Raw genomic sequence first — 21,266 nt, 5'->3', positions numbered from 1 at the left:
CTTTTAATGTTTGCGCGAACGCAGTGGACCTTCATCCATGCCCGTGGGCACGTTCAGTCGGGTGGGCATGATCGGACGTTCGCCCTGCCCCTTGTTCCAGTTACGAAGCTGATAGACCCAGGCCAGCACCTCGGCCACCGCCGAGTACAGGTCCACAGGAATCTCACGCTCCAGCTCAACATTGAAATACAAGGCTCGCGCCAGCGCGGGTGCTTCCAGCATCGCCACCTTATGCTCTGCCGCCAGCCCGCGAATCTTGGCGGCGATCAGGCCCGTTCCTTTGGCCACCACGCGTGGCGCGCCACCTTTGCCATCCTGGTACTTCAGCGCGACCGCATAATGCGTGGGGTTGGTGACCACCACATCGGCGCCCGGCACCTGGGACATCATGCGCGAACGCGCCATGGACCGCTGCTGCTGCCGGATGCGCCCTTTGACATGCGGATCGCCCTCACTTTCCTTATGTTCTTCCTTTACGTCCTGACGCGACATGCGCAGCTTCTTATAAAAGCTCCACAGCTGCCAGGGCGCGTCAATCAACACAATCACCAGCAGGCTGGCGGCAATCAGGGCGCAACACTTGATGATCAAGGTCATTCCCGTGGCGATGGCCGCTGTGGGATGCACATACATCAGTGCTGTCATCTGCTCGCGCTCGGTCCAGATGACATAGACCGCCACGGAGCCGACCAGACCCGCTTTGGCCAGGGTCTTGATCAGTTCAATCACCGTTTGCATGGAAAACATGCGCTTGATGCCCTTGGCCGGATTCATGCGTTCGAACTTGGGTTGCAGCGCCTTGCCGCTAAAACTCATCCCACCCAGTGCAATGGAGGCCAGTATCGCGACAAGCACCAGCAGTGCAAACAAGGGCGCCAGCCCCTTGAGTGCTTCGCCAGCCAGCCCCGCCGCCTGGACCACCATGGCATTGGGGTCATGGGCGACACGGGGATCGAACCAGACGCTGCGCCGCACGATACCGCCGAAGGTTTCATACAGATACGCAGCCCCGACCCAGATTCCACCAATGCCGGCCAGCAGCATCAAAAACGTGGTCAGCTCTCTGGAACGGGCCACCTGCCCTTCTTCCCGCGCCTTTTCCAGGCGCCGGGGCGAGGCCGGTTCTGTTTTTTCGAGATCGCTGTCTTCTGCCATGGACTGCCAAGACGCAGGAATTGAAGGAATGAATCAGGCGCCCAGCACAAATGTCGCGCTCGCACTACAGGTCGCGGGGTCATTCTAAAAGAGCACCGCCGCTCTGATAGCGCGGAGAAAGCCCGATAAAAGCAGGCTGTTCCCCACAAGCAAAAAGGCGCTGCAGTGCGCAGCGCCTTTTTAATGTCGACACAAGCCGTCTCGAAGGGACAGGTTCAAAAGCCCAGATTGGCCAGCAAATCGTCCACCTGATCCTGGCTGGTGACCACTTCCGAGGCCACCGGCGAGACCACTGGACCATTGATAAGGCTTTGAGTTTCTTCGCGTTTTTCCGTGGGCACATTGTCGACCAGCACCTGGACCAGCTCGGTCTCAATGGTGCCGACCACGCCCAGCATGCGCGTGATCACCTGCCCGGTCAGATCCTGAAAATCCTGGGCCATGATGATCTCCAGCAGGTTGTCCTGGGTCTGCTGGGCCTTGACGGGCACATCGCGCAAAAAGCCACGCGTGCGCTTGACCAGCTCGCGGGCCTGATCCTGGTCCAGGGGCTGCTCAAACCATTGCTCCCATTCCACATCGAGCGCCTGGGCGTCGGCTTGCAAAGACTCTTGCAAAGGACGCACCTGCTCGGCAGCATTGAGCACCCGGTTGGCGGCTTGCTCGGTCATGCGAGCCACATAGTGCAGACGATCGCGGGCATCCGGAATCGCGTGCGCGGCATCTTTGATGGCTTGATCCAGACCCAGTTCGCGCATGCTTTCCCGCAGCAGGCGGGTCAGATTGGCGATGCGGTAGACCAGATCAACCGGTACGCTTTGGGAATCAGGATGAGTCGGTGTTTGCTGTGGGTCCATGACGTACTCCGTATTAACCGCCCATTTTCTCGAAGATCTTGTTCAGCTTTTCTTCCAGCGTTGCGGCGGTAAAGGGTTTGACCACATAGCCATTGGCCCCTGCCTGGGCGGCGGCAATAATGTTTTCTTTCTTGGCTTCAGCCGTCACCATGAGCACCGGCAACGAAGCCAGGTTCGCATCGGCGCGAATCTGTTTGAGCATCTCCAGCCCGTCCAGATTGGGCATGTTCCAGTCCGAGACCACAAACTCAAAATTGCCATTACGCAATTTCTCCAGGCCCATCTGGCCATCTTCAGCTTCATCCACATTCTCGTATCCCAGATCCTTGAGCAGGTTCTTGATGATCCGGCGCATGGTAGGAAAGTCATCGACGACGAGAATCTTTATATTTTTTTGTACCATTTACATTCTCCAAATGAGTAGCATGCCAGTGCGTTCAGGCCCGTTTATACACGGTGCCCAAAGGCCCCCACACTGGCTAGAATTCGTTCGCTGATCTGCCCCAACGGCAAGGCGATATCCGTTGCGCCAATTTGCAAGGCTTCACGCGGCATGCCAAAGACCACACTGGTTGCCTCATCCTGGGCAAAGGTCAAGGCTCCTGCCTGTCTCATGGCCAGCAGGCCTTGTGCGCCATCCTTGCCCATGCCGGTCAGAATCACCCCCACGGCATTGCGTCCGGCCAGCTCGGCGGCAGAGTGAAACAGGACATCGACTGAAGGCCGATGACGATTGACCGGTTCGCTATCGACCAGCTTGACCACATAATTGGCCCCTGAACGGGCCAGCTTCATGTGAGCGACCCCGCCTGGCGCCAGATACACGTGGCCGGGCAGCACGCGTTGACCGTCCTCAGCCTCATGTACCTGCATGGAGCACAAGCCATCGAGTCGGTTCACAAACGAGCGTGTGAAACCGGCAGGCATATGTTGGGTAATCATGATGGCCGGACAATTGGCCGGCAAGGGCTCAAGCACTTGGCGGATGGCTTCCGTGCCACCCGTGGAGGCGCCAATCATGATCAGTTTTTCAGTCGTTGAAAAATTATGCGTCAGGCGGCGCGCCGGGGCCGCGCCTGGCACGGCCGGAACAGCACGGCGCGGACGGGCAATGGAGGCCGCACGGATCTTGTCGGCAATCAGGTCCGAGTAATCGAGCAGGCCATCGCGCAGGCCCAGCTTGGGCTTGGTCACAAAGTCCACGGCGCCCAGCTCCAGTGCACGCAAGGTGACATCCGAATTGCGCTCGGTCAGCGAAGAGACCATCACGACCGGCATCGGACGCAAGCGCATCAGGCGCTCCAGAAAATCCAGGCCGTCCATGCGAGGCATCTCCACATCCAGCGTCAGGACATCTGGATTGTGTTCTTTGATCAGCTCGCGCGCCACCAGCGGGTCCGGGGCTACCGCCACCACTTCCATATCCGCATGACTGTTGATAATTTCCACCATCAGGCTGCGCACCAGGGCGGAATCGTCTACACACAAAACTCGAATTTTCTTCATGCTACTCATAATCCCGATTTCAAGCGCCGACAGAGCCTGGCGCTTGGCAAGAGGCGGTCAGGCCCTAATTGCGGACATATACCGTCTGACCAAGCAGGCGAAATGCCTTGGTCAGGTAAGAGAAATTCTCCGAATGCCCGACAAACAGCAGGCCGCCCGGTTTGGTCACGGCGGCAAATCGCTCCAGAATGCGCGTCTGGTCATCCCGATCAAAATAAATCATGGTGTTTCGACAGAAGATCACATCAAAACGACTGGACGAGGGCCAGGTTGGCCCCACCAGGTTGAACTCCTCGAACTCCACCATGTTGCGCAACACGGGCTTAACCCGTGCCAGCCCTTTGCGCGCGCCCACGCCGCGCTGAAAATAGCGGGGCAACCAGAGATCGGGCACAGGCTGGATGCGCTCCAGGGTGTAGACCCCCTGCCGGGCCTTGTCCAGGGCAGCCGAGTCAATATCGCTGGCCAGGATGGACACGTTGACATCAGGCGAGGGGCAGTGCTCGCGCACAGTCATGGCAATCGAATATGCCTCCTCGCCGGTCGAGGCCGCACTGCACCAGATATCCAGCGGCTTGCCGCGTGTGCTGACAAATTTGCCCAGAATATCGAAGTGATGCTGCTCGCGAAAAAACGCAGTGTGATTGATGGTGAAAGCGTTAACAAAATCCTGCCATTCCTGGCTGTGCGTGTCCTGCTCCAGAACGTCCAGGTACTGACGCACTTCCCGCAACCCCGCACCTTGGCTGCGCATGCCCAACGTGCGGGCCACCATGTCTTCTTTGTGGGTACCTAAGATGATGCCCGCATACGACTTGAGCAAGCGCGCGGCTCGCTCACAGTCGGCCCTCGAGGCTTGCGGGATCGAGGGCAATGTATAAACAAAAGGTTCCACAGATGTGCTCATATCGCTACAGGCTGGCCAAGGTCCCGCTAAAAGGCCCCGTCGACAGACGCTCGGTGGAACGCGAACGCTCCGGTCCGGACGACTCAAACGGATCATCAATAATGTCGTGCGCGCTCACCTTGAACGCCGACACCGCATCGGACAGACGGGTGGCCTGATCCTGCAAAGACCCGGCCGCTGCGCTCGCCTGCTCCACCAGAGCCGCATTTTGCTGCACAACCACATCCATTTGTGCAACCGCCCGGTTTACCTGCTCAATCCCCTCGGACTGCTCGTTCGAGGCGGAAGAAATTTCTGCCATGATGGTGGTCACGCTCTGTACCGAACTGACCACTTCCATCACCACCTTGCCCGCCTCGTCCACCTGGCGGGTCCCTTCCTTGACCTTGGCCAGCGACTGCTCGATCAAACCCTTGATCTCGCGGGCGGCCTGCGCACTGCGCTGCGCCAAGCTACGCACTTCCCCGGCCACCACGGCAAAACCCTTGCCCTGCTCGCCAGCGCGCGCTGCTTCCACGGCAGCGTTCAAGGCTAGGATATTGGTCTGGAAAGCAATGCCGTCAATCACGTTCACAATCTGCGCGATCTGCCCCGAACTGGCAGACAGATCCTCCATGGTCTGCACCACGGTAGAGACCGCCTGACCGCCACGCAGCGCCACTTCCGATGCGTTCTTGGCAACCTTGTCGGCCTGCTGGGCATTATCGGAGTTCTGGCGAACCGTACTGGCCAATTGCTCCATGCTGGCCGCCGTCTCCTGCAAGGAGGCAGCCTGCTCTTCCGTGCGACTGCTCAGATCCGTATTGCCCACATAAATCTCATGTGAGCCAAAGGTAATCTCCTCCACCCCCTGGCGCACGGTCTGCACCATCGACTGCAGGCTGTTTTGCATACGGCGGACCGCATCGTAGAGCACGCCGATCTCATTGGTGGACTTGACCTCTACACGCTGGGTCAGGTCACCACTGGCAATCCGGTCAAAATGTTCTCCAGCCTGACGCAGGGGACGCAGCACCATGCGATTCAAGAACACATACACCGCCAGGGAAATAAACAGACACAGCACCATGGCCAGTCCGACCAGACGGATTACCAGGTTGTATTGCTCGTTCTCTTTCTGGTACTGGGTATCAATCGAGCGCTGCTGAGCCTCTTGCAAGGAGTTCAAGGCGCTGTACAGATCTTCTTCCAGGAACTTGGTGGTCGTGGCGACATAACTGCGAAAACCTGCAATATCGCCCTGCTCCAGATAGGCAATCAAAGGCAGCACCCCGCCTTGCATCAGCGACATGAATGCCGCATCTACACGCTGATAATAGTCATTGGTGCCTTCCAGCTGCGTGGCCACGCCCTGATACTCAAAAAACGCTTCCTGGGCACGCTCGAACTGCTTGCGCGTCGCCTCCAGCGCATCGCGGGTTGCCGAACTGATCGCTGAGGTTTCAGGCGCCGCATCGCTCCACTCGGCCATCAGGTCCTGGTTTTGCAGATCGTTGCTGACCACATAGCTGATGGCCGCTCGTCCAATCAGGGTTTGGGTCTCTTTGTAGTGCTCGATCGCCTGATACATGGCCGAGCCTACCCGCTGGTTGACCACGATGCTTTGCAGCGCACCGTTATTGGCACGCAGGGACAAAATCCCCAAAGCCGCGCCCGCCACCAGCATTGCCAGAAAAAACACCAGTACCAGAATCAGACTGGTCCGCACCTTCAGATTGGCCAAACGTAATCCATCCAGCATCGCAAGCACCTTGTCTAGAGTAGATCAGAACATCAGAGGCGCTTGTGACGCCTCCCCCGACCCGAACAATCCTTGAAGGACCTGCTCAACAGGCCCCGCTTTGCAAGTCTTTGCAGACTCGGGTGATCAGGCCACCGCGCTATCGACCAGTGCCATCTCTTCGCTGGTCATGAGTTTTTCAATATCCACCAAAATCAGCATGCGTTCACCCAGCGTGCCGATCCCGGTCAGGTACTCGGTCGAGAAAGCTGTGCCAAAGCTGGGGGCGGCACTGATCTGGGACGACTGCAAAACCAGCACGTCCGAGACCCCATCCACCACCACACCTGCTACGCGGTCGTGCAGATTCAGAATCACCACCACGGTCTGGTGGTCGTACTCCACCCGCTCCATGTTAAAGCGCACCCGCAAGTCGGCGATAGGCACAATCACACCGCGCAGATTGGTGACACCCTTGATGAAGTTGGGCACGTTGGCAATACGCGTTACGGTCTGAGAGTCGTAGCCGCGTATTTCCTGAACTTTCAGAATATCGATGCCGTATTCCTGGTCGCCCAGAGTAAATACCAGATACTCCTTGCCGCCAGCCTCGGCAGCTTCGGAGTGGGAAGTAAAGTCGTTGGACATAAAGATCTCCGAATAATCAGGCCCACGTCGAGGCGGGGTCCCGCGCCAGACGTTGCAAGGCAAAAACATCAACAATCAGGGCTACGCTGCCATCGCCCAAAATGGTGGCAGCGGAAATACCCGGAATTTTTCTATAGTTGGCTTCCAGGTTCTTGACCACGACTTGATGCTGCCCGATCAGGTGATCGACCAGCAAGGCAAAGCGCATGTCTTCAGCCTGCAAGATAACGGCAATCGCGCGCGTCACATCGGTCTCGGCCCCCTCAACCGAGAAGATGTCACGCAAGGAAATCAGGGGCAGATACTCGCCACGCACAAACATGACGTGATCGGTATCGGTTACGCGGCGCAACTGCTCTTCAGTAGGCTGCATGGATTCGGTTACATGAGCCAGCGGCAGGATGAACACTTCATTGCCCACCTGTACCGACATGCCGTCCAGAATCGCCAGCGTCAGCGGCAGAACAATACGGGTGGTCGTTCCCTTGCCCGCACGCGAGTACAGCTGCACATGGCCACCCATGCTTTGAATATTGCGTCGCACCACGTCCATGCCTACGCCACGCCCGGAAATTTCCGTAACCTTGTCGGCGGTGGAAAAACCGGGGGCAAAGATCAGTTGCCAGACTTCGTCGTCCGGCATGCTCTCGGTTACCGGCAGGCCCGAGGACATGGCTTTCTTCAGAATACGTTCGCGGTTCAGGCCGGCACCATCATCCACCACTTCAATAATGATGTGGCCACCCTGATGCTGGGCTGACAAGGTCAGCACGCCCTCTTCTTCCTTGCCCGCTGCCAGCCGATCCTCGGGCATTTCAATGCCGTGGTCGATACTATTGCGCACCAGGTGAGTCAGCGGGTCGATAATGCGTTCGATCAGGCTCTTGTCCAGCTCGGTGGCCTGCCCCTTGGTGACCAGACGAATCTTCTTGTTCATGCGTGCAGCACTTTCACGCACCACGCGCGGAAAGCGGCTGAACACATAGTCCATGGGCATCATGCGAATGGACATGACCGACTCTTGCAGATCACGCGCATTGCGCTCGAGCTGCTCGATGCCGTTGAGCAAGCGGTCGTGCACCACCGGGTCCAGCGTAGAGGCCGTCTGCACCAACATGGCTTGCGTGATGACCAGTTCGCCAACCAGATTGATGATCTGGTCAACCTTCTCCACGCCCACACGAATGGTGCCGGACTCCTTGGGTGCTGCCGCCTTGGCGGGTTTGTCGGCCGCTTTGGGAGCAGCAGGAACCGTCGTTGCCGTTTTCTCAGGCTCAGCGGCAACCGGAGCCGCTGCGGGCGCCGGAGCGGCCGACGCGACAGCGGGGGCAGCAGGCTCGACAACCACCGCAGCCGCGGGAGCCACGGCGGGTGCCGCAGTGGACGCAGACGTCACCGCTTGCCCAGGCGCGGCGGCCGGTTTTACCGACACCTGATCGGCATTCAGAATGAAGCAGCACACGGCCAGGATATCGTCAGCCGAACCCGTGGTTTCCACCCAGATATCCAGGCGATCACCTTCGCGAGTTTGATGGACGATGGTGCCCATCAACTCCATTTCCTGTTGCAAGGCCTCGGCATCCTTATCCGAGACCGGCCCCATGGACACCCACAGCGGCAAGCCTTCCGTATTGGCGGCCGGTTCCGGCTCGGGCTCTGCTTCGGCTTCAGCTTGCAAAATCGCTTCTGCGCCTTTCGTGTCCGTTGCCAGAATGCCCTTTTGTTCCAGGGCCAGTTGCCTTAACTGCGCGCAGATGCGAGTGTAGGCTTCCTCGTCAGGCTCCTGTTCCTCGCGGTAGGCATTGACTTGTCCGGTTAGCACGTCCTTGGTTTCCAGAAAGAGGTCAATCATGTCCTTGCGCAATTGCATCTCGCCATTACGGACCAGATCGAGCAGATTTTCGAGTAAATGAGTCGTCTCAGCCAACTGACCGAAACAGCCAAACGTGCCCGCCCCACCCTTGATGGAGTGCGCGGCCCGAAAGATGGCATTGAGCTGGTCACGATCTGGCTCATCCAGATCCAGCTCCAGCAGCAAGCGCTCCATGTCCGCCAGCAACTCATCGGCTTCATCGAAAAAGGTTTCGTAAAACTGACTCAGATCCACGCCGGAGCTCATGAACACTTCCTTCTTGGTTATGGCTTAGAACAACAAAACAAAAAGCACAGCCCAAACCCGTGGGCCATCCGGGCCTGAAAACAGGTCCTAAGGCACTACCGGCAAAGCAGAAGGCATGGCAGGCAAACCGGGAATATGAATACTGATTGGCCCGTCGGTCTCCTGCATGGCTTCGCGCAAATCAAACTCTTGCGAACCACTTGCCGCCTGCTCGTCCATGCGTCGTTCCGCCCGGCTATTGAGCACGAGCAGGCTGATACGCCGATTTACGGCTGCGGCGGGGTTATCTTTAACCAGGCTGACAGTATCGGCCAAACCCAGCACCTGCTTGACCTTGGCCTCGGCCAGACCGCCGGCCACCAGCTCCTGGCGAGCCGCATTGGCCCGATCAGCGGACAGTTCCCAGTTGCTGTAGAGGCGCTCGCCACTGGCGTAAGGCAGCGAATCGGTATGACCGGAAATCAGAATGCGGTTGGGCATTTCGTTGAGCGGGGCGCTAAGCGAGCGCAAAATCGCCCGCATATAGATCTGCACATGCGCACTGCCTGTGGAAAACATGGGGCGGCTTTGGCGGTCAATGATCTGAATGCGCAAACCGTCCTGAGTCATGTCCAGCAGCAATTGCGGACGAAACTCGCTCAAGACCGGATCGATGCGGATCAACTCCTCCAGAGCGGACTTCAAATCTTCCAGACGCTCGACATCCTGACGGTCGTCTGCCGCCTGGCTGGAGTTGACTCCAGAATGGGGGTTGGGAACCAGACTGGGCTGACCGCCTGGAATCACACTGCGTGAATAGTCGGCCTGATAACCGCCGGAGATCGCATCCATCAAGGGCATGCGAAAATAATCGGCGATTTCCTTCAAGTCCTGCTTGGGAACCAGCGAAAGAATCCACATCACCAGGAAAAAGGCCATCATCGCCGTCATGAAGTCGGCATAGGCAATTTTCCAGCTGCCGCCATGGTGTTCGGCATGGGCCATCTTCTTGCGACGGATGACCACGCGATCCTTGTGATTGCTCATGAACGCATCCGCTTAGGCTTTGCGACCGCCACCCGAACGGGCCTGACGGACATGCTCTTCCAGTTCCTGGAACGAAGGGCGATCGGAGGAAAACAGCACCTTGCGACCAAACTCCACCGCCAACTGGGGAGGGTAGCCGTTCAGGTTGGCCAGCAAGGTCACCTTGATGCATTCAAGCACCTTGACCGAATCCGAAGTGCGGCGTTCGATGGTCGCGGCCAAAGGAGCCACAAAACCATAAGCGAGCAAAATACCCAGAAACGTCCCGACCATAGCCTTGGAGATCAGATCGGCCAACACAGCAGGCGGCTGATCCACCGATGCCAGGGCTTTCACCACGCCAAGCACTGCCGCCACAATCCCGAAGGCGGGCAAGGCATCGGAGACCTCTCGCAAGGCGCGCGCGGGCACATTGCGCTCGTGCTGGTGGGTTTCAATATCCTGATCCATCAGGGTTTCGATCTCAAACGAGCTCATATTGCCGCTGATCATCAAACGCAAGTAATCGGACACAAAGTTCATCAAGGCCGGATCTTTCACCACATTGGGGTAATCGGCGAAGATGGGACTTTGTTCAGGGTTTTCGATATCGGCCTCGATGGACATCATGCCATCGCGACGAGCCTTGTTCAGCAGTACGGACAGCATGCCCATCAACTGCATGTACAACTGCTTGTTGTAGGGGCTGCTGCGAAAGGCAATCGGCAAGGCTTTGGCCAGCAGCTTGATGGACTTGCCACTGTTGGACGCAAAATAGGCCCCCAGGGCCGCGCCACCAATCAGCAGTAATTCAAAAGGCTGGTAGAGCGCACCCAAATGCCCGCCCAGCCCTACAAAGCTCCCGAAAACGGAGACGAAAACAATGATATATCCAAGGATAATAAGCACGGATACGCCTTCTTCAAATACACGCTGCTAATGATGGCGGCAAGCAACCGGGCTAAAACGACACGTTAACGGCCTTTTTCCAGCCTAGATCAACGCTTCCGGTTGCCTTGACACATTCAGATTGGTATCAGATCCACATCAAAAACCAGCATCCATCCGGCTTTGCTGCATACTGACGACAAAAGCTATTGCTAAACGGGCACGTCTGCCTGAACGGCGACGTGCCCCGAGACCCCGGCTTGCGGCTCTCTGGTCGAGTCGGATTTTCGACTTTTGCCGGCAGGCGATTTCGCTGTGCTGCGCGCCTTGCTGGCACGCGTCTTGCCAGCTCGCGGAGGCGGGCGACAAATAGCGCAAATAAAGCCGGCTTCGGGATCGTGCGCATGGGCCACAAACCCCCCCTTGCAGCGCTCGCATTGGGACAACTGCAACAGGCCACTATCAAAAAAGCGCAACAGCATCCAGGCGCGGGTGAAGCTCAGCACCGGTTCTTCATCTGGCCCCACATCCAGACGACCTGCCGAAGACTGCTCCAGATACAGGCGATACGCCTCGACCAGCGCACGGCTTTTGTCGCAAGGCGTATGCAAGGCCATGAACTGGTAAATGCTGTAGAACAGACTGGAATGAATATTGGGCAGCCAGGTCATGAACCAGTCAACCGAAAAAGGCAGCATGCCTTTAGGCGGCGAGCAGCCTTTGACTTCGCGGTACAAACGGGCCAGCCGGTCGTAACTTAACGATGTTTCTGCTTGCAGAACCTGCAAGCGCGCCCCCAGCTCAATCATGTCGGAAGCAAGCCCAATTTCCTGGGCCTCTTTGGCGACGCTTTTTATAGCCATAGTTCTTGATGTAATAAGTTCGGGACTGGCTCAGCCAGCCTGTTCTGCCGTCGCCCGCTGGGACAGGAGAATGGTGGAGTGAGCCTGCTGCAATACCCCTCCCAGCACATTCTGCGTCAACGTGGTGAGCAGGTCGTAGTCGTTGAAGCGAAAGCCGCAAATCAACGAGCTGGAGCTGGCCAGCTTGACCAGTTGGGCCGGTGACAGACGCAACAAAGTCTCTGCCACATCGGTGTCGAAGCCCAAACGGAACATACCTGCCGAAAAATTCTCCCGCAGCAGACGCTGCGCGAGTAACAAGTACGACAAATTGACTTCCTGAATATCATTCAGCAGCGAATTTTCCGATACGGGCATGTCAGCCATCCTTGTAAATCTGTTAATCAGCTAGTTTCTTGTAACAAAACACATTTAAAACATATAAAGTTACATAAATATGTATCATGCCTGGCAATCTATTGCGTGAATATATTTTTTACATTATCGACGCTTCTGACACACACTGTCTATAAATGCTCTTAAAACATAAAAAACGTCGTATATATGCAATAAATGCATCAAGGCACAGCAGAATATTATCAGATGCTCACTTAATGTTGTAGATATAAACTAGATGTAACATGACAAAAATCAAAACGCTTGTATCAAAAATATGTTTTGTTGCAGATATTGGTCATTAATTAATGCATATTTCGACGATCCCTCTCAGGCTTGGCCTAAAAAGCGACGAAATATCGGATAATCTGCGAGTACCCCCCCCTGCCCGCTGCGCGCTCATCCGTTTTGTAACAGCCCATGGTTCCTGCTGCTTTTACGCAACGTCTGTTCGCCTTATGCCTGAGTTTGGTGCTGGCGGCATGCGCCCATAGCCCCTCGTCCCGTCTCCCTACGGGGCAATCCATCAGCCTGGATAATCAGCGTCGCTCGGCCGTCGTCCTGTCGGCGCTGACCCTGCTGGAGACGCCCTACCGTTACGGAGGCCGTGAACCCTCCACCGGTTTTGATTGCAGCGGACTGGTGCACTATGTCTTTAGCCAGGAATCGAGCTCCCCCATTCCGCGCCGCACCCGCGATCAGGCCAGCGTTGCCCGTCGCGTCAGCCGGGCACAACTGCGCCCCGGTGATCTGGTGTTTTTCAACACGCTGGGCACACCCAACTCACATGTAGGCATTTATATCGGCAAGCAACAGTTCATCAACGCCCCCTCCAGTGGGGGGCGGGTACGGATTGATTCGCTTGATAATCCCTATTTCGCCAAACGCTTTGAAACCGCCCGCACCTTTTTTGATTGATGCCCCGGCAAGCCGGCATAAAAAAGAGCCTTGGTCAGCAAGGCTCTTTTTTCATTGACGTTCTCTCAGGCAAAGGCCTGTCAGCAGCAGAACAGGCGCTTATGACGTGGGCACCGTGGCGTATTGCTCGGCCAACTGCAAAAAGGCATCCAATTCCGGCGAACGCCCTGTTTCTTCCAGCATAATCGCCGCCACCGCCGGGGCGATCGACTGCGCCAGACGTGCGTCCAGAAACAAAAGACGCGAACGACGGGCCAGCACATCCTCAACCGTCCGGGCATATTCAAAGCGACAGGCAAAGCGCACCATGGCGACGCTCAAACCAGGAGCCAGCTCCTGATCGGCTCCCGGCAGCGTCTGCACCCAATCGGCCTCGCTGCCATAGGCATCCAAGCCGGGCGTACGGCCCAAAACGCGCCGATCCCCCACATAGGAAGCGCCCACCAGACGCTGGTCCTGCGTTCGACAGGCCGGCAAGGGCCCCAGCAGGCCGGACTGCTGACAGCGTTCCAGCACGTCTTCAGCCATGGCCCGGTAGGTTGTCCACTTCCCCCCCGTCACTGTCAACAGGCCATTGGCGCTCACCGTAATACTATGTTCGCGGCTGATGGACTGCGTCTGTCCCGCGGCCGACTCAGCAGCCGGACGCACCAAGGGTCGTAGCCCCACCCAGATACTGCGGACATCCTGTACGGTGGGCGCTTTTTGCAGATAGTTCGCGGATTCCTTCAAAATAAAATCCACTTCCTGAGCCAAAGGACGCGGCTCCAACGGGATATCGTCTCGAGGCGTATCGGTTGTGCCCAGAATCAGTTTGCCCAGCCAGGGCACAGCAAACAAGACCCGCCCATCCTGGGTGCGTGGCACCAGCAATGCATGCTCACCCGGCAAGAATTCCTGGTCGACGACCAGGTGTACGCCCTGACTAGGTGAGACCATGGGCCGCAGTTCGCGCCCAGCTTCCTGCGCATCCAGCTGCCGAATCTGGTCGACCCACACTCCAGTGGCATTGACGACACAAGAGCTCTGGATCTCATAAATCTGACCGCTTTCCTTGTCCTGGCAACGCACGCCAGAGACCTTGCCCTCCCGGTGCATCACCTCCACCACCGGGCAATAATTAATCAGCAAAGCCCCCCTTAAGGCTGCCGTACGAGCCAGCGCCAAGGCCAGACGGGCATCGTCAAACTGACCATCCCAATATTTGACACCCCCTTTCAAGCCACTTTGCCGGGCTCCGGGCAAAAGCTGCCGGATTTTGGATGCACTCAGAAACTGGGTATGCCCCAATCCCTCGCGTCCCGCCAAACCGTCGTATGCCATCAAGCCCACCCCATAGAATGGGGTTTCCCAGCACTTGTAGCTGGGCATGACAAAAGGCAGGCGCTGTGCCAGATGCGGCGCATTGCTCAGCAAATGCATGCGTTCGCGCAAGGCCTCCCGCACCAGACTGACATTGCCCTGGGCCAGATAACGCACCCCACCGTGTACCAGCTTGGTGGCCCGCGAAGACGTGCCCTTGGCAAAATCCCAGGCTTCCAGCACCACCACACTCAAACCGCGCAGGGCGGCATCCAGGGCCACGCCCAGTCCTGTCGCGCCACCCCCTATCACGACCATATCCACCTGCGTGGTGCGCGCCAGGGCACCCAGCATCTGGGCTCTATCGGTCAATAAGGGGGAACTTAATGTAGTCATAAATAAAAGTTGGACCTGAAATTAGCAGACACCCGAAAAAACACTGACTGGCTCGGGATTTACCCTGATTTTAGCCCCTGATCTTTTACCGTCCAGTGAAACTTGTACGCCTCCTGTGCTCACCCCCCGAGTAGCACACAGAGCCAGTACACTGTGGACTGCTCCGCTTTTACCGCCTCATTCGCATGACATTCCTACTTGCTCTCGATCAGGGAACCTCCAGCTCGCGCAGCCTTGTTGTAGCGGCAGATGGCCGCATTCTGGCCAAGGCGCAGCAGGAAACTCAACAATACTATCCGCGCACAGACTGGGTGGAACACGACCCCCAGGAAATTCTGGACACTCAGTTTCGGACCGCCCGACAAGCAATCGAGCAGGCAGGTCTACGCCCCCAGGACATTCACGCCATCGGCATTACCAATCAGCGTGAAACCACCGTGCTATGGGACCGGCAAACCGGACAGGCCCTGCACAAGGCCATCGTCTGGCAAGACAGGCGCGCCGAGGACTTCTGCGCCCAGTTGCGCGAGCAAGGGCACGAGGCCCGCATTACCGGAAAAACTGGCCTGCCGATTGATGCCTATTTTTCCGCTTCCAAACTGCGCTGGCTGCTGGACACCGTGCCCGGCGCCCGAGAACGGGCACAGCGTGGCGAACTGGCCTTTGGAACCATCGACAGCTGGCTGATCTGGCACTTGAGCGGCGGCAAGGTGCATGCCACCGATGTCAGCAACGCCTCACGCACGCTGCTCTACAACATTCATCGTCATCAGTGGGATCAGGAGCTGCTGGAGCTGTTCAACATTCCTGCCAGCGTCCTGCCCCAGGTCCAGCGCTCCGCCTCGGAGTTTGCCCGCTGCAGCCCGGATGTCCTGGGCAGCCCCATTCCTATCTGCGGTGTGGCGGGCGACCAACAAAGCGCCCTGTTCGGCCAGGCCTGCACCACACCAGGCATGGCGAAGAACACCTATGGAACAGGCTGCTTTTTGTTGATGCACTGTGGCTCGCAAGTGCCCCATTCCCGGAACGGGCTGATCGCCACCAGCGCGGCCCAGTATGAAGACGCACCCGCCTATGCGCTGGAAGGCAGCGTGTTCATCGGCGGCGCGGTTGTCCAGTGGCTACGCGACGGTCTGGGTGCTCTGGAGCACAGCGCTCAGGTGGAAGCGCTGGCGCGCAGCGTTCCCGATGCCCAGGGTGTGCGACTGGTGCCTGCCTTTACCGGCCTGGGAGCGCCTTATTGGGATGCGCAGGCGCGTGGGACCATAACCGGTTTGACACGAGCCTCGACCATGGCACACATTGCACGCGCGGCCCTGGACAGCATCGCCTATCAAAGCGCTGCGGTATTGCAGGCCATGAATCGTGACGTCCAAGCCAATGGCGGCCCGGCCCTGCACGAGCTGCGCGTAGATGGCGGCGCGTGCGCGAATAATCTTCTGATGCAATTTCAGGCAGACTTGTTAGGTCTGCCCGTCGTGCGCCCCGTTACTATTGAAACCACGGCCTTGGGCGCCGCTTACCTGGCGGGCCTGGGCAGCGGGCTGTACGCTGGTCCAGCCGATATCGCATCGCTGTGGCAGTGTGACCGGATCTTTGAACCGACCATGTCGCGCGATGAAGCGCAAAACCTGATGCTCAGTTGGGAGCACGCCGTGCGTCAGGCCCGCACTTATTGAACCTGCTGTTTTTTTGACGGAAACACCATGCTGCAAAAAATCATTCTGGGCATTGCCATCTTTTTGATCGTCATGCTGGGCCTGACTTTTGGCGAAGCCATTCTCCGCTACCTCGCGTCCTACCTGGGGTTTCTGTTTCATGACTTCGTCGACCTGATGCGTGAAGTCCAGCAATACCTGACAGTCCACTGGGGCAAGGCATTGATCGCCCTTCTGATCACCATCCCGCTGGTCATCTGGATCTCAACCAGCAAGAAAGACGAGCTGACCAAACCCAACAGCCATCGCAAGATTGCCATTGTTCTGGCAATTTTCCTGGGCTGGCTGGGCGTACACCGTTTTTACCTGGGTCAGATCGGCATGGGCCTACTGTTCCTGGTTTTATTTGCCATCTGGTCCCCGCTGGCCTACTTTCTGGCCTTGATCGACGCCCTGCGCTATGCCTTTATGGGTGACGATGAGTTCAAACTGCTCCGTTAAGCCTTCTGTCATTGCCCACAGCCAGCGGTGACCGAACCCGCTCTCCAGGCCTACGGGGCCGCTTGCACGTCCAAGCTTGCCGCCCCGTTGTCCTGACCGGACCGATGGTCCAGTGTCGCGCTGACACTGTCCCAGGCCGTCTGCAAACTATCGAAAACACGCTGGGCATGGATTTGTTTGAACAAGCCCATGCGAATCAGCTTGCGAGTCACTTTCTCATTAGCCTCGCACAAGGCGACCATGACATTGCGCTGCTCCAGCTCTGTCAGAGCAGACTCCAGGGCCTGCATGGCAGTGGCGTCCACAAAAGGCACATAATTCAGGCGCACGACCACCGCTCGAATTGGGTCTGGCACGGACAGCAGTGCGCGATTGACTGCTTCAACACTGGCAAAAAAGTAAGGACCTTCCAGGGTCAGCACCGAGATATCCTGACGCAGCTCCTGGCTAAAAGACACATCCAGTGCCCGCTGCAAACGACGGCCTTCCAGCGCCCGTACCTGCACCCCGTCAGAGGTGCGTTTGAGCACGTACAACATGGCCAGGATCACCCCGATATTGACGGCCACCACCAGATCCGCGAACACGGTCAGGGCAAATGTCACCCACAAAATGAACAGGTCAGCCCGGGGCATGCGCCGCTGCAAACGCAGCAGCAACTTGGCCTGACTCATATTCCAGGCCACCATGAACAAAATGGCAGCCAGTACCGTCAAAGGAATATACGCGGCCAAGGGCGCCAAGAGCAGCAGGACCAGCACCAGAAAAATCGCATGCACCACACCAGCAATGGGACTGTTACCGCCATTGCGAATATTGGTGGCGGTACGGGCTATCGCCCCCGTGGCGGCAATCCCGCCAAACAAGGGTGAGAGCACGTTGGCAATCCCCTGGCCGACCAGCTCCTGATTGGAGTCGTGGCGTGAGCCTGTCATCGAATCGGCCACCACTGCGGACAGGAGAGACTCGATCGCCCCCAACATGGCGATAGCAAAAGCTGGCCCGATCAACTCCACCACACGGGTCAGCGTAATCTGCGGCCATTGGAAAGCGGGCAAGCCACTGGGCAAGGCGCCAAAGCTGGAACCGATGGTCGCTACAGACTCAAACCGAAGCACGGCCTGCAGCAGGGTGATGAAGACCAAAGCCACCAAGGGCCCAGGCAAGCGCGCCAGGGACGGAATCTTGGGCACAACGATCAAAATAGCCAGGGACAACATCCCCAGCAGCGTGGTTGCCCAGTCCAGAGACGGCAGATTATGCAGCAGGAACCAGAGTTTTTCGTGAAAGTGCTGGCCTTGAACGGCGGGCAGACCGAAGAAATCCCGCCACTGCCCTACCCAGATAATCACGCCTATACCGGCCGTAAACCCCACAATGACCGGATCGGGGATGAAGCGGATCACCGCCCCCAGGCGCAACAGGCCCAGCAGCAGCAAAATCACCCCGGCCATCAAGGTGGCAATCTGCAGCCCGGCCACGCCATGCTGCGCCACCACGCCGGACAAGATCACAATAAAAGCGCCCGTAGGCCCTGCAATCTGAACCCGACTCCCGCCAAATAATGAAACCGCCAGACCGGCAACAATGGCGGTATACAAACCCTGCTCCGGCTTGACCCCGGAGGCAATGGCAAAGGCCATGGCCAGCGGCAAGGCCACCACGCCCACCACCAAACCGGCCAGCACATTATTCAGCCAATATTTTCGCCCTAGAAATCCGGCTCGACCCGCCTCCAGCAGTGCAATCATCGCGCGTCCTTATCATGCCCAGCCTGCTCGACACAGATAAGAAACAAGCGGGGCCTACACTCAAATGGAGTCTTAATGATACTACCGCGCACGCCGCAACCTTCACGTTAGTGATGGCCTTATTTGATGACGCTTAAAAGAAACCCCATGCTGCGCCCGCGGCTTGCGCTCCAGCTCGCGACCTGCAGGCCGTTCAAACTGGCCTGGCACACAGCAGTCTGTGATGCATTACTGGGGGTTAGAGCTCATCCCCAAGGAGCCCATTTTGACCGAGAGGGGGAGCCGAGTTGGGGGGCAGCCCGGCAATAAAAAAACTCCACCTCAATCAGGTGGAGTTTTTTTTAGCAAACATGAGGGTTACGCGTTCCGGGCACGCAGCAGACGCAAACTGTTCAATACCACCAGCAGGCTGGCCCCCACGTCGGCAAACACAGCCATCCACATGGTGGCCTGACCGGTCAGAGCCATCACCAGGAACACAGCCTTGATGCCCAAGGCCAGGCTGATGTTCTGCCACAGCACAAGGTGTAAAGCCCGGGACTGACGCATCAACACGGCAATCTTGCCCAGATCATCGTCCATCAAAGCCACATCGGCCGTCTCGATCGCAATGTCCGAACCCAAAGCACCCATGGCGATACCCACATCCGCACGAGCTAGGGCGGGGGCATCGTTGATGCCATCGCCCACCATGGCTACCAGGCCTTTACCCAGTTTTTCCTCGATCCGATCCAACTTGTCTTGTGGCAGCAAACCACCTCGAAAATCCTGGATTCCGGCTTGCTGGGCCACATGGCGCACGGCTTGCTCATGGTCACCAGAGAGCACCTCCACCTGCACACCCAGCGCCTGCAAGTCACGGATCGCCTGTGTGGTGGTGGGACGCAGCGTATCGCTCATCGCGAACCAGGCCAGCAAACCTTGCTCGTCCCCCAGATACACCATGGTGGCACCACTTTGCACGGCCTGCAGCTCGGCCGGGCTGGTCTGGGCCTGATGGGAGCCCAGCACCCAACTGCGCTTGCCCAAACGCAATTGACCCGTCACACCTTGCGCCTGCACACCGTTACCCGCTATCGCCTCGAACTGATCCAGGCTTAATGAGCCCGAACTGACACGGCCTCGTGCAATCGCCTGAGAGGCCGGGTGGTCAGAACGCTCGGCCAACGCAAGCGCCATGTCCAGCACATCACCATCCGACAGGCTCTGACGCAGGCTGCCATATTCGCTCAAGGAAGGCTCGCCCAGGGTCAATGTGCCCGTCTTGTCCACAGCCAGATACCGCAACTGTCGGGCACGCTCCAGATACACGCCCCCCTTGATCAAAATACCGGCGCGTGCGGCGCTCGCCAAAGCACTGACCACCGCCACCGGGGTGGAAATCACCAGAGCGCAAGGGCAGGCAATCACCAGCAAGACCAGAGCCCGATACACAGACTCCGTCCAGCTCACCCCCCCCATCAGGGGCAAGGCCAAGGCCATCACCACCGCGGCAAGCACCACCAATGGGGTGTAGACACGCGAGAATTGATCCACAAAACGCTGAATGGGCGCCTTATTGGCTTGGGCTTCCTGAACCGAGCGCGTGATACGAGCCAGCAAGGTTTCATCGTGCGCGGACTGCACCTGATACACCAGCTCGCCCATGCCATTAATCGTCCCGGCAAACACCTCGTCGCCGGGGGCCTTGTCCACGGGCGCACTCTCGCCCGTGATCGGAGCCTGATTAACCGTGCTTACACCTTGCAAGACCTTGCCATCCAGGCCGAAACGCTCCCCGGGCGCCACGCGCACCTGCAAACCCGCCTGAACCTGATTGGCCGGCATCCGTTGCCATTGGCTACCATCCGTACTGACCAGCACCTCATCGGGTACCAGCTTGAGCAAGCTGTCGACCGCACTACGAGCACGATCCAGAGAGCGGGCCTCAATCCATTCTGCCAGACTGAACAAAGACATAACCATGGCTGCTTCCGGCCACTGTGCCAGAATCACCGCGCCGGTTACGGCAATACTCATCAAGGCATTGATATTGAGCTGACCATTACGCAAGGCAATCCAGCCCTTTTTGTACACCTGCACGCCGCCGGACAGGATCGCCGCCCCAGCCAGAACCACAATCAGCCACTCCGGGGCCGCCAGCCAATGGCTAATCTCGGCGCCCAAGGCCAGCACCACCGCAGCGACAATGCGAACCAGTCCCTGGCGGGGCGAGGCTGCTGGCACCGGCGCCTCGTCAGCCATGCGAGGCTCAAAGCCCAAACCGCGCAATGCATTCAATACCTTGTCGCGTGCCCCTTCTGCATGCTCCACGGTCAGGACACGCTGCATCAGGTCAAAGCCCAGACTCTGTACCTGGTCCAGACGTTTCAGACCCGAACGGATCATATTCTCTTCGGCCGGGCAGTCCATATCGGCAATATGAACCACCAGCCGCGTGTCGGTGCTGGCCGCCAGCGCCACCGTAGGGCCAACAGCCGGGCTCGAGCAGCACGCTCCTTCATGGGCCTGGGAGTCTGGACGAACCTGATCATGCTCATGACTATGGTCATGACTGTGATCGCCCACGGCGTGTTCATGATCGTGGCTATGCGCATGGTCGTGCTCAGCCGGACGAACATTGGCTGCGCCCTGCCCTTTGTCGAACCTTGATGTCTTGTTAGCGGATGTCATCGCAATTCCTCGCTGCTTGCATGA

The 21,266-nt window shown here is 58.0% G+C and carries 18 protein-coding genes; 3 read left to right on the top strand and 15 right to left on the bottom strand.

What is annotated here, in order from left to right:
- Positions 1 to 3: 3 nt before the first annotated feature.
- The 12 genes from flhB to flhD all read right to left on the bottom strand — a co-directional run bounded on the left by flhB (position 4) and on the right by flhD (position 12,025).
- Entirely contained in the window at positions 4 to 1,155 is a 1,152-nt protein-coding gene (gene flhB, locus FE795_RS05840) for a flagellar biosynthesis protein FlhB (protein WP_003804696.1), read from the bottom strand.
- Between the two features lie 215 nt (positions 1,156 to 1,370).
- Positions 1,371 to 2,012 carry a protein phosphatase CheZ gene (gene cheZ, locus FE795_RS05835; protein ID WP_003804698.1) on the bottom strand — a complete coding sequence of 214 codons (642 nt, stop codon included), beginning with the start codon at positions 2,010 to 2,012 and terminating at the stop codon, positions 1,371 to 1,373.
- Between the two features lie 13 nt (positions 2,013 to 2,025).
- Positions 2,026 to 2,415: a chemotaxis response regulator CheY gene (gene cheY, locus FE795_RS05830; RefSeq protein ID WP_003804700.1), complete on the bottom strand. Its 390-nt coding sequence runs from the start codon at positions 2,413 to 2,415 to the stop codon at positions 2,026 to 2,028.
- 44 nt (positions 2,416 to 2,459) lie between these two features.
- Positions 2,460 to 3,518: a protein-glutamate methylesterase/protein-glutamine glutaminase gene (locus FE795_RS05825; protein ID WP_003804702.1), complete on the bottom strand. Its 1,059-nt coding sequence runs from the start codon at positions 3,516 to 3,518 to the stop codon at positions 2,460 to 2,462.
- Between the two features lie 64 nt (positions 3,519 to 3,582).
- Positions 3,583 to 4,425, bottom strand: a complete 843-nt coding sequence (locus FE795_RS05820; RefSeq protein ID WP_230406275.1) for a CheR family methyltransferase — start codon at positions 4,423 to 4,425, stop codon at positions 3,583 to 3,585.
- A 4-nt stretch (positions 4,426 to 4,429) separates the two neighbouring features.
- On the bottom strand, positions 4,430 to 6,166 hold the full coding sequence (locus FE795_RS05815; RefSeq protein WP_131071435.1) for a methyl-accepting chemotaxis protein: 1,737 nt from the start codon (positions 6,164 to 6,166) through the stop codon (positions 4,430 to 4,432).
- Positions 6,167 to 6,292: 126 nt separating this feature from the next.
- Positions 6,293 to 6,793, bottom strand: coding sequence for a chemotaxis protein CheW (locus tag FE795_RS05810; protein ID WP_003804708.1), 501 nt, complete (start codon positions 6,791 to 6,793; stop codon positions 6,293 to 6,295).
- A gap of 16 nt (positions 6,794 to 6,809) precedes the next feature.
- The gene (gene cheA, locus FE795_RS05805; RefSeq protein WP_219235854.1) at positions 6,810 to 8,912 is read right to left on the bottom strand and encodes a chemotaxis protein CheA; all 2,103 of its coding nucleotides are present in this window, start codon (positions 8,910 to 8,912) and stop codon (positions 6,810 to 6,812) included.
- An 87-nt stretch (positions 8,913 to 8,999) separates the two neighbouring features.
- Positions 9,000 to 9,938: a flagellar motor protein MotB gene (motB, locus tag FE795_RS05800; protein WP_003804712.1), complete on the bottom strand. Its 939-nt coding sequence runs from the start codon at positions 9,936 to 9,938 to the stop codon at positions 9,000 to 9,002.
- 12 nt (positions 9,939 to 9,950) lie between these two features.
- Positions 9,951 to 10,826 carry a flagellar motor stator protein MotA gene (motA, locus tag FE795_RS05795; protein WP_003804713.1) on the bottom strand — a complete coding sequence of 292 codons (876 nt, stop codon included), beginning with the start codon at positions 10,824 to 10,826 and terminating at the stop codon, positions 9,951 to 9,953.
- Positions 10,827 to 11,017: 191 nt separating this feature from the next.
- Positions 11,018 to 11,668, bottom strand: a complete 651-nt coding sequence (flhC, locus tag FE795_RS05790) for a flagellar transcriptional regulator FlhC (RefSeq protein WP_003804715.1) — start codon at positions 11,666 to 11,668, stop codon at positions 11,018 to 11,020.
- A 30-nt stretch (positions 11,669 to 11,698) separates the two neighbouring features.
- Positions 11,699 to 12,025 (bottom strand): flagellar transcriptional regulator FlhD, encoded by a 327-nt coding sequence (gene flhD / locus FE795_RS05785; RefSeq protein ID WP_003804716.1) that lies wholly within the window; start codon positions 12,023 to 12,025, stop codon positions 11,699 to 11,701.
- Between the two features lie 438 nt (positions 12,026 to 12,463).
- Between flhD and FE795_RS05780 the strand changes: the two genes are divergently transcribed.
- Positions 12,464 to 12,961, top strand: a complete 498-nt coding sequence (locus FE795_RS05780) for a C40 family peptidase (RefSeq protein ID WP_003804718.1) — start codon at positions 12,464 to 12,466, stop codon at positions 12,959 to 12,961.
- Positions 12,962 to 13,060: 99 nt separating this feature from the next.
- Here FE795_RS05780 and FE795_RS05775 read toward each other — a convergent pair whose 3' ends face one another.
- Positions 13,061 to 14,659 (bottom strand): glycerol-3-phosphate dehydrogenase/oxidase, encoded by a 1,599-nt coding sequence (locus FE795_RS05775; RefSeq protein ID WP_131071434.1) that lies wholly within the window; start codon positions 14,657 to 14,659, stop codon positions 13,061 to 13,063.
- Positions 14,660 to 14,844: 185 nt separating this feature from the next.
- Here FE795_RS05775 and glpK point away from each other — a divergent pair, with 185 nt between their 5' ends.
- Both glpK and FE795_RS05765 read left to right on the top strand, forming a co-directional pair.
- On the top strand, positions 14,845 to 16,338 hold the full coding sequence (gene glpK / locus FE795_RS05770) for a glycerol kinase GlpK (RefSeq protein ID WP_131071433.1): 1,494 nt from the start codon (positions 14,845 to 14,847) through the stop codon (positions 16,336 to 16,338).
- 27 nt (positions 16,339 to 16,365) lie between these two features.
- Positions 16,366 to 16,818: a TM2 domain-containing protein gene (locus tag FE795_RS05765; protein WP_003804721.1), complete on the top strand. Its 453-nt coding sequence runs from the start codon at positions 16,366 to 16,368 to the stop codon at positions 16,816 to 16,818.
- 50 nt (positions 16,819 to 16,868) lie between these two features.
- Here FE795_RS05765 and FE795_RS05760 read toward each other — a convergent pair whose 3' ends face one another.
- Positions 16,869 to 18,569, bottom strand: coding sequence for a SulP family inorganic anion transporter (locus FE795_RS05760; protein ID WP_131071432.1), 1,701 nt, complete (start codon positions 18,567 to 18,569; stop codon positions 16,869 to 16,871).
- A 357-nt stretch (positions 18,570 to 18,926) separates the two neighbouring features.
- A complete protein-coding gene (locus tag FE795_RS05755; protein WP_230406274.1) occupies positions 18,927 to 21,242 on the bottom strand; it encodes a heavy metal translocating P-type ATPase in 2,316 nt (771 codons plus the stop codon).
- Positions 21,243 to 21,266 lie beyond the last annotated feature (24 nt).

Source organism: Alcaligenes ammonioxydans, assembly GCF_019343455.1.
GTDB classification, from domain to species: Bacteria; Pseudomonadota; Gammaproteobacteria; order Burkholderiales; family Burkholderiaceae_B; genus Alcaligenes; species Alcaligenes ammonioxydans.
This window is presented reverse-complemented; position numbering and strand designations above follow the sequence as displayed.

Bases quoted from the DNA above. Each gene is read 5' to 3' on its own strand.
- flhB (WP_003804696.1), bottom strand. From the start codon at position 1,155: ATGGCAGAAGACAGCGATCTCGAAAAAACAGAACCGGCCTCGCCCCGG.
- cheZ (WP_003804698.1), bottom strand. From the start codon at position 2,012: ATGGACCCACAGCAAACACCGACTCATCCTGATTCCCAAAGCGTACCG.
- cheY (WP_003804700.1), bottom strand. From the start codon at position 2,415: ATGGTACAAAAAAATATAAAGATTCTCGTCGTCGATGACTTTCCTACC.
- FE795_RS05825 (WP_003804702.1), bottom strand. From the start codon at position 3,518: ATGAAGAAAATTCGAGTTTTGTGTGTAGACGATTCCGCCCTGGTGCGC.
- FE795_RS05820 (WP_230406275.1), bottom strand. From the start codon at position 4,425: ATGAGCACATCTGTGGAACCTTTTGTTTATACATTGCCCTCGATCCCG.
- FE795_RS05815 (WP_131071435.1), bottom strand. From the start codon at position 6,166: ATGCTGGATGGATTACGTTTGGCCAATCTGAAGGTGCGGACCAGTCTG.
- FE795_RS05810 (WP_003804708.1), bottom strand. From the start codon at position 6,793: ATGTCCAACGACTTTACTTCCCACTCCGAAGCTGCCGAGGCTGGCGGC.
- cheA (WP_219235854.1), bottom strand. From the start codon at position 8,912: ATGAGCTCCGGCGTGGATCTGAGTCAGTTTTACGAAACCTTTTTCGAT.
- motB (WP_003804712.1), bottom strand. From the start codon at position 9,938: ATGAGCAATCACAAGGATCGCGTGGTCATCCGTCGCAAGAAGATGGCC.
- flhC (WP_003804715.1), bottom strand. From the start codon at position 11,668: ATGGCTATAAAAAGCGTCGCCAAAGAGGCCCAGGAAATTGGGCTTGCT.
- flhD (WP_003804716.1), bottom strand. From the start codon at position 12,025: ATGCCCGTATCGGAAAATTCGCTGCTGAATGATATTCAGGAAGTCAAT.
- FE795_RS05780 (WP_003804718.1), top strand. From the start codon at position 12,464: ATGGTTCCTGCTGCTTTTACGCAACGTCTGTTCGCCTTATGCCTGAGT.
- FE795_RS05775 (WP_131071434.1), bottom strand. From the start codon at position 14,659: ATGACTACATTAAGTTCCCCCTTATTGACCGATAGAGCCCAGATGCTG.
- glpK (WP_131071433.1), top strand. From the start codon at position 14,845: ATGACATTCCTACTTGCTCTCGATCAGGGAACCTCCAGCTCGCGCAGC.
- FE795_RS05765 (WP_003804721.1), top strand. From the start codon at position 16,366: ATGCTGCAAAAAATCATTCTGGGCATTGCCATCTTTTTGATCGTCATG.
- FE795_RS05760 (WP_131071432.1), bottom strand. From the start codon at position 18,569: ATGATTGCACTGCTGGAGGCGGGTCGAGCCGGATTTCTAGGGCGAAAA.
- FE795_RS05755 (WP_230406274.1), bottom strand. From the start codon at position 21,242: ATGACATCCGCTAACAAGACATCAAGGTTCGACAAAGGGCAGGGCGCA.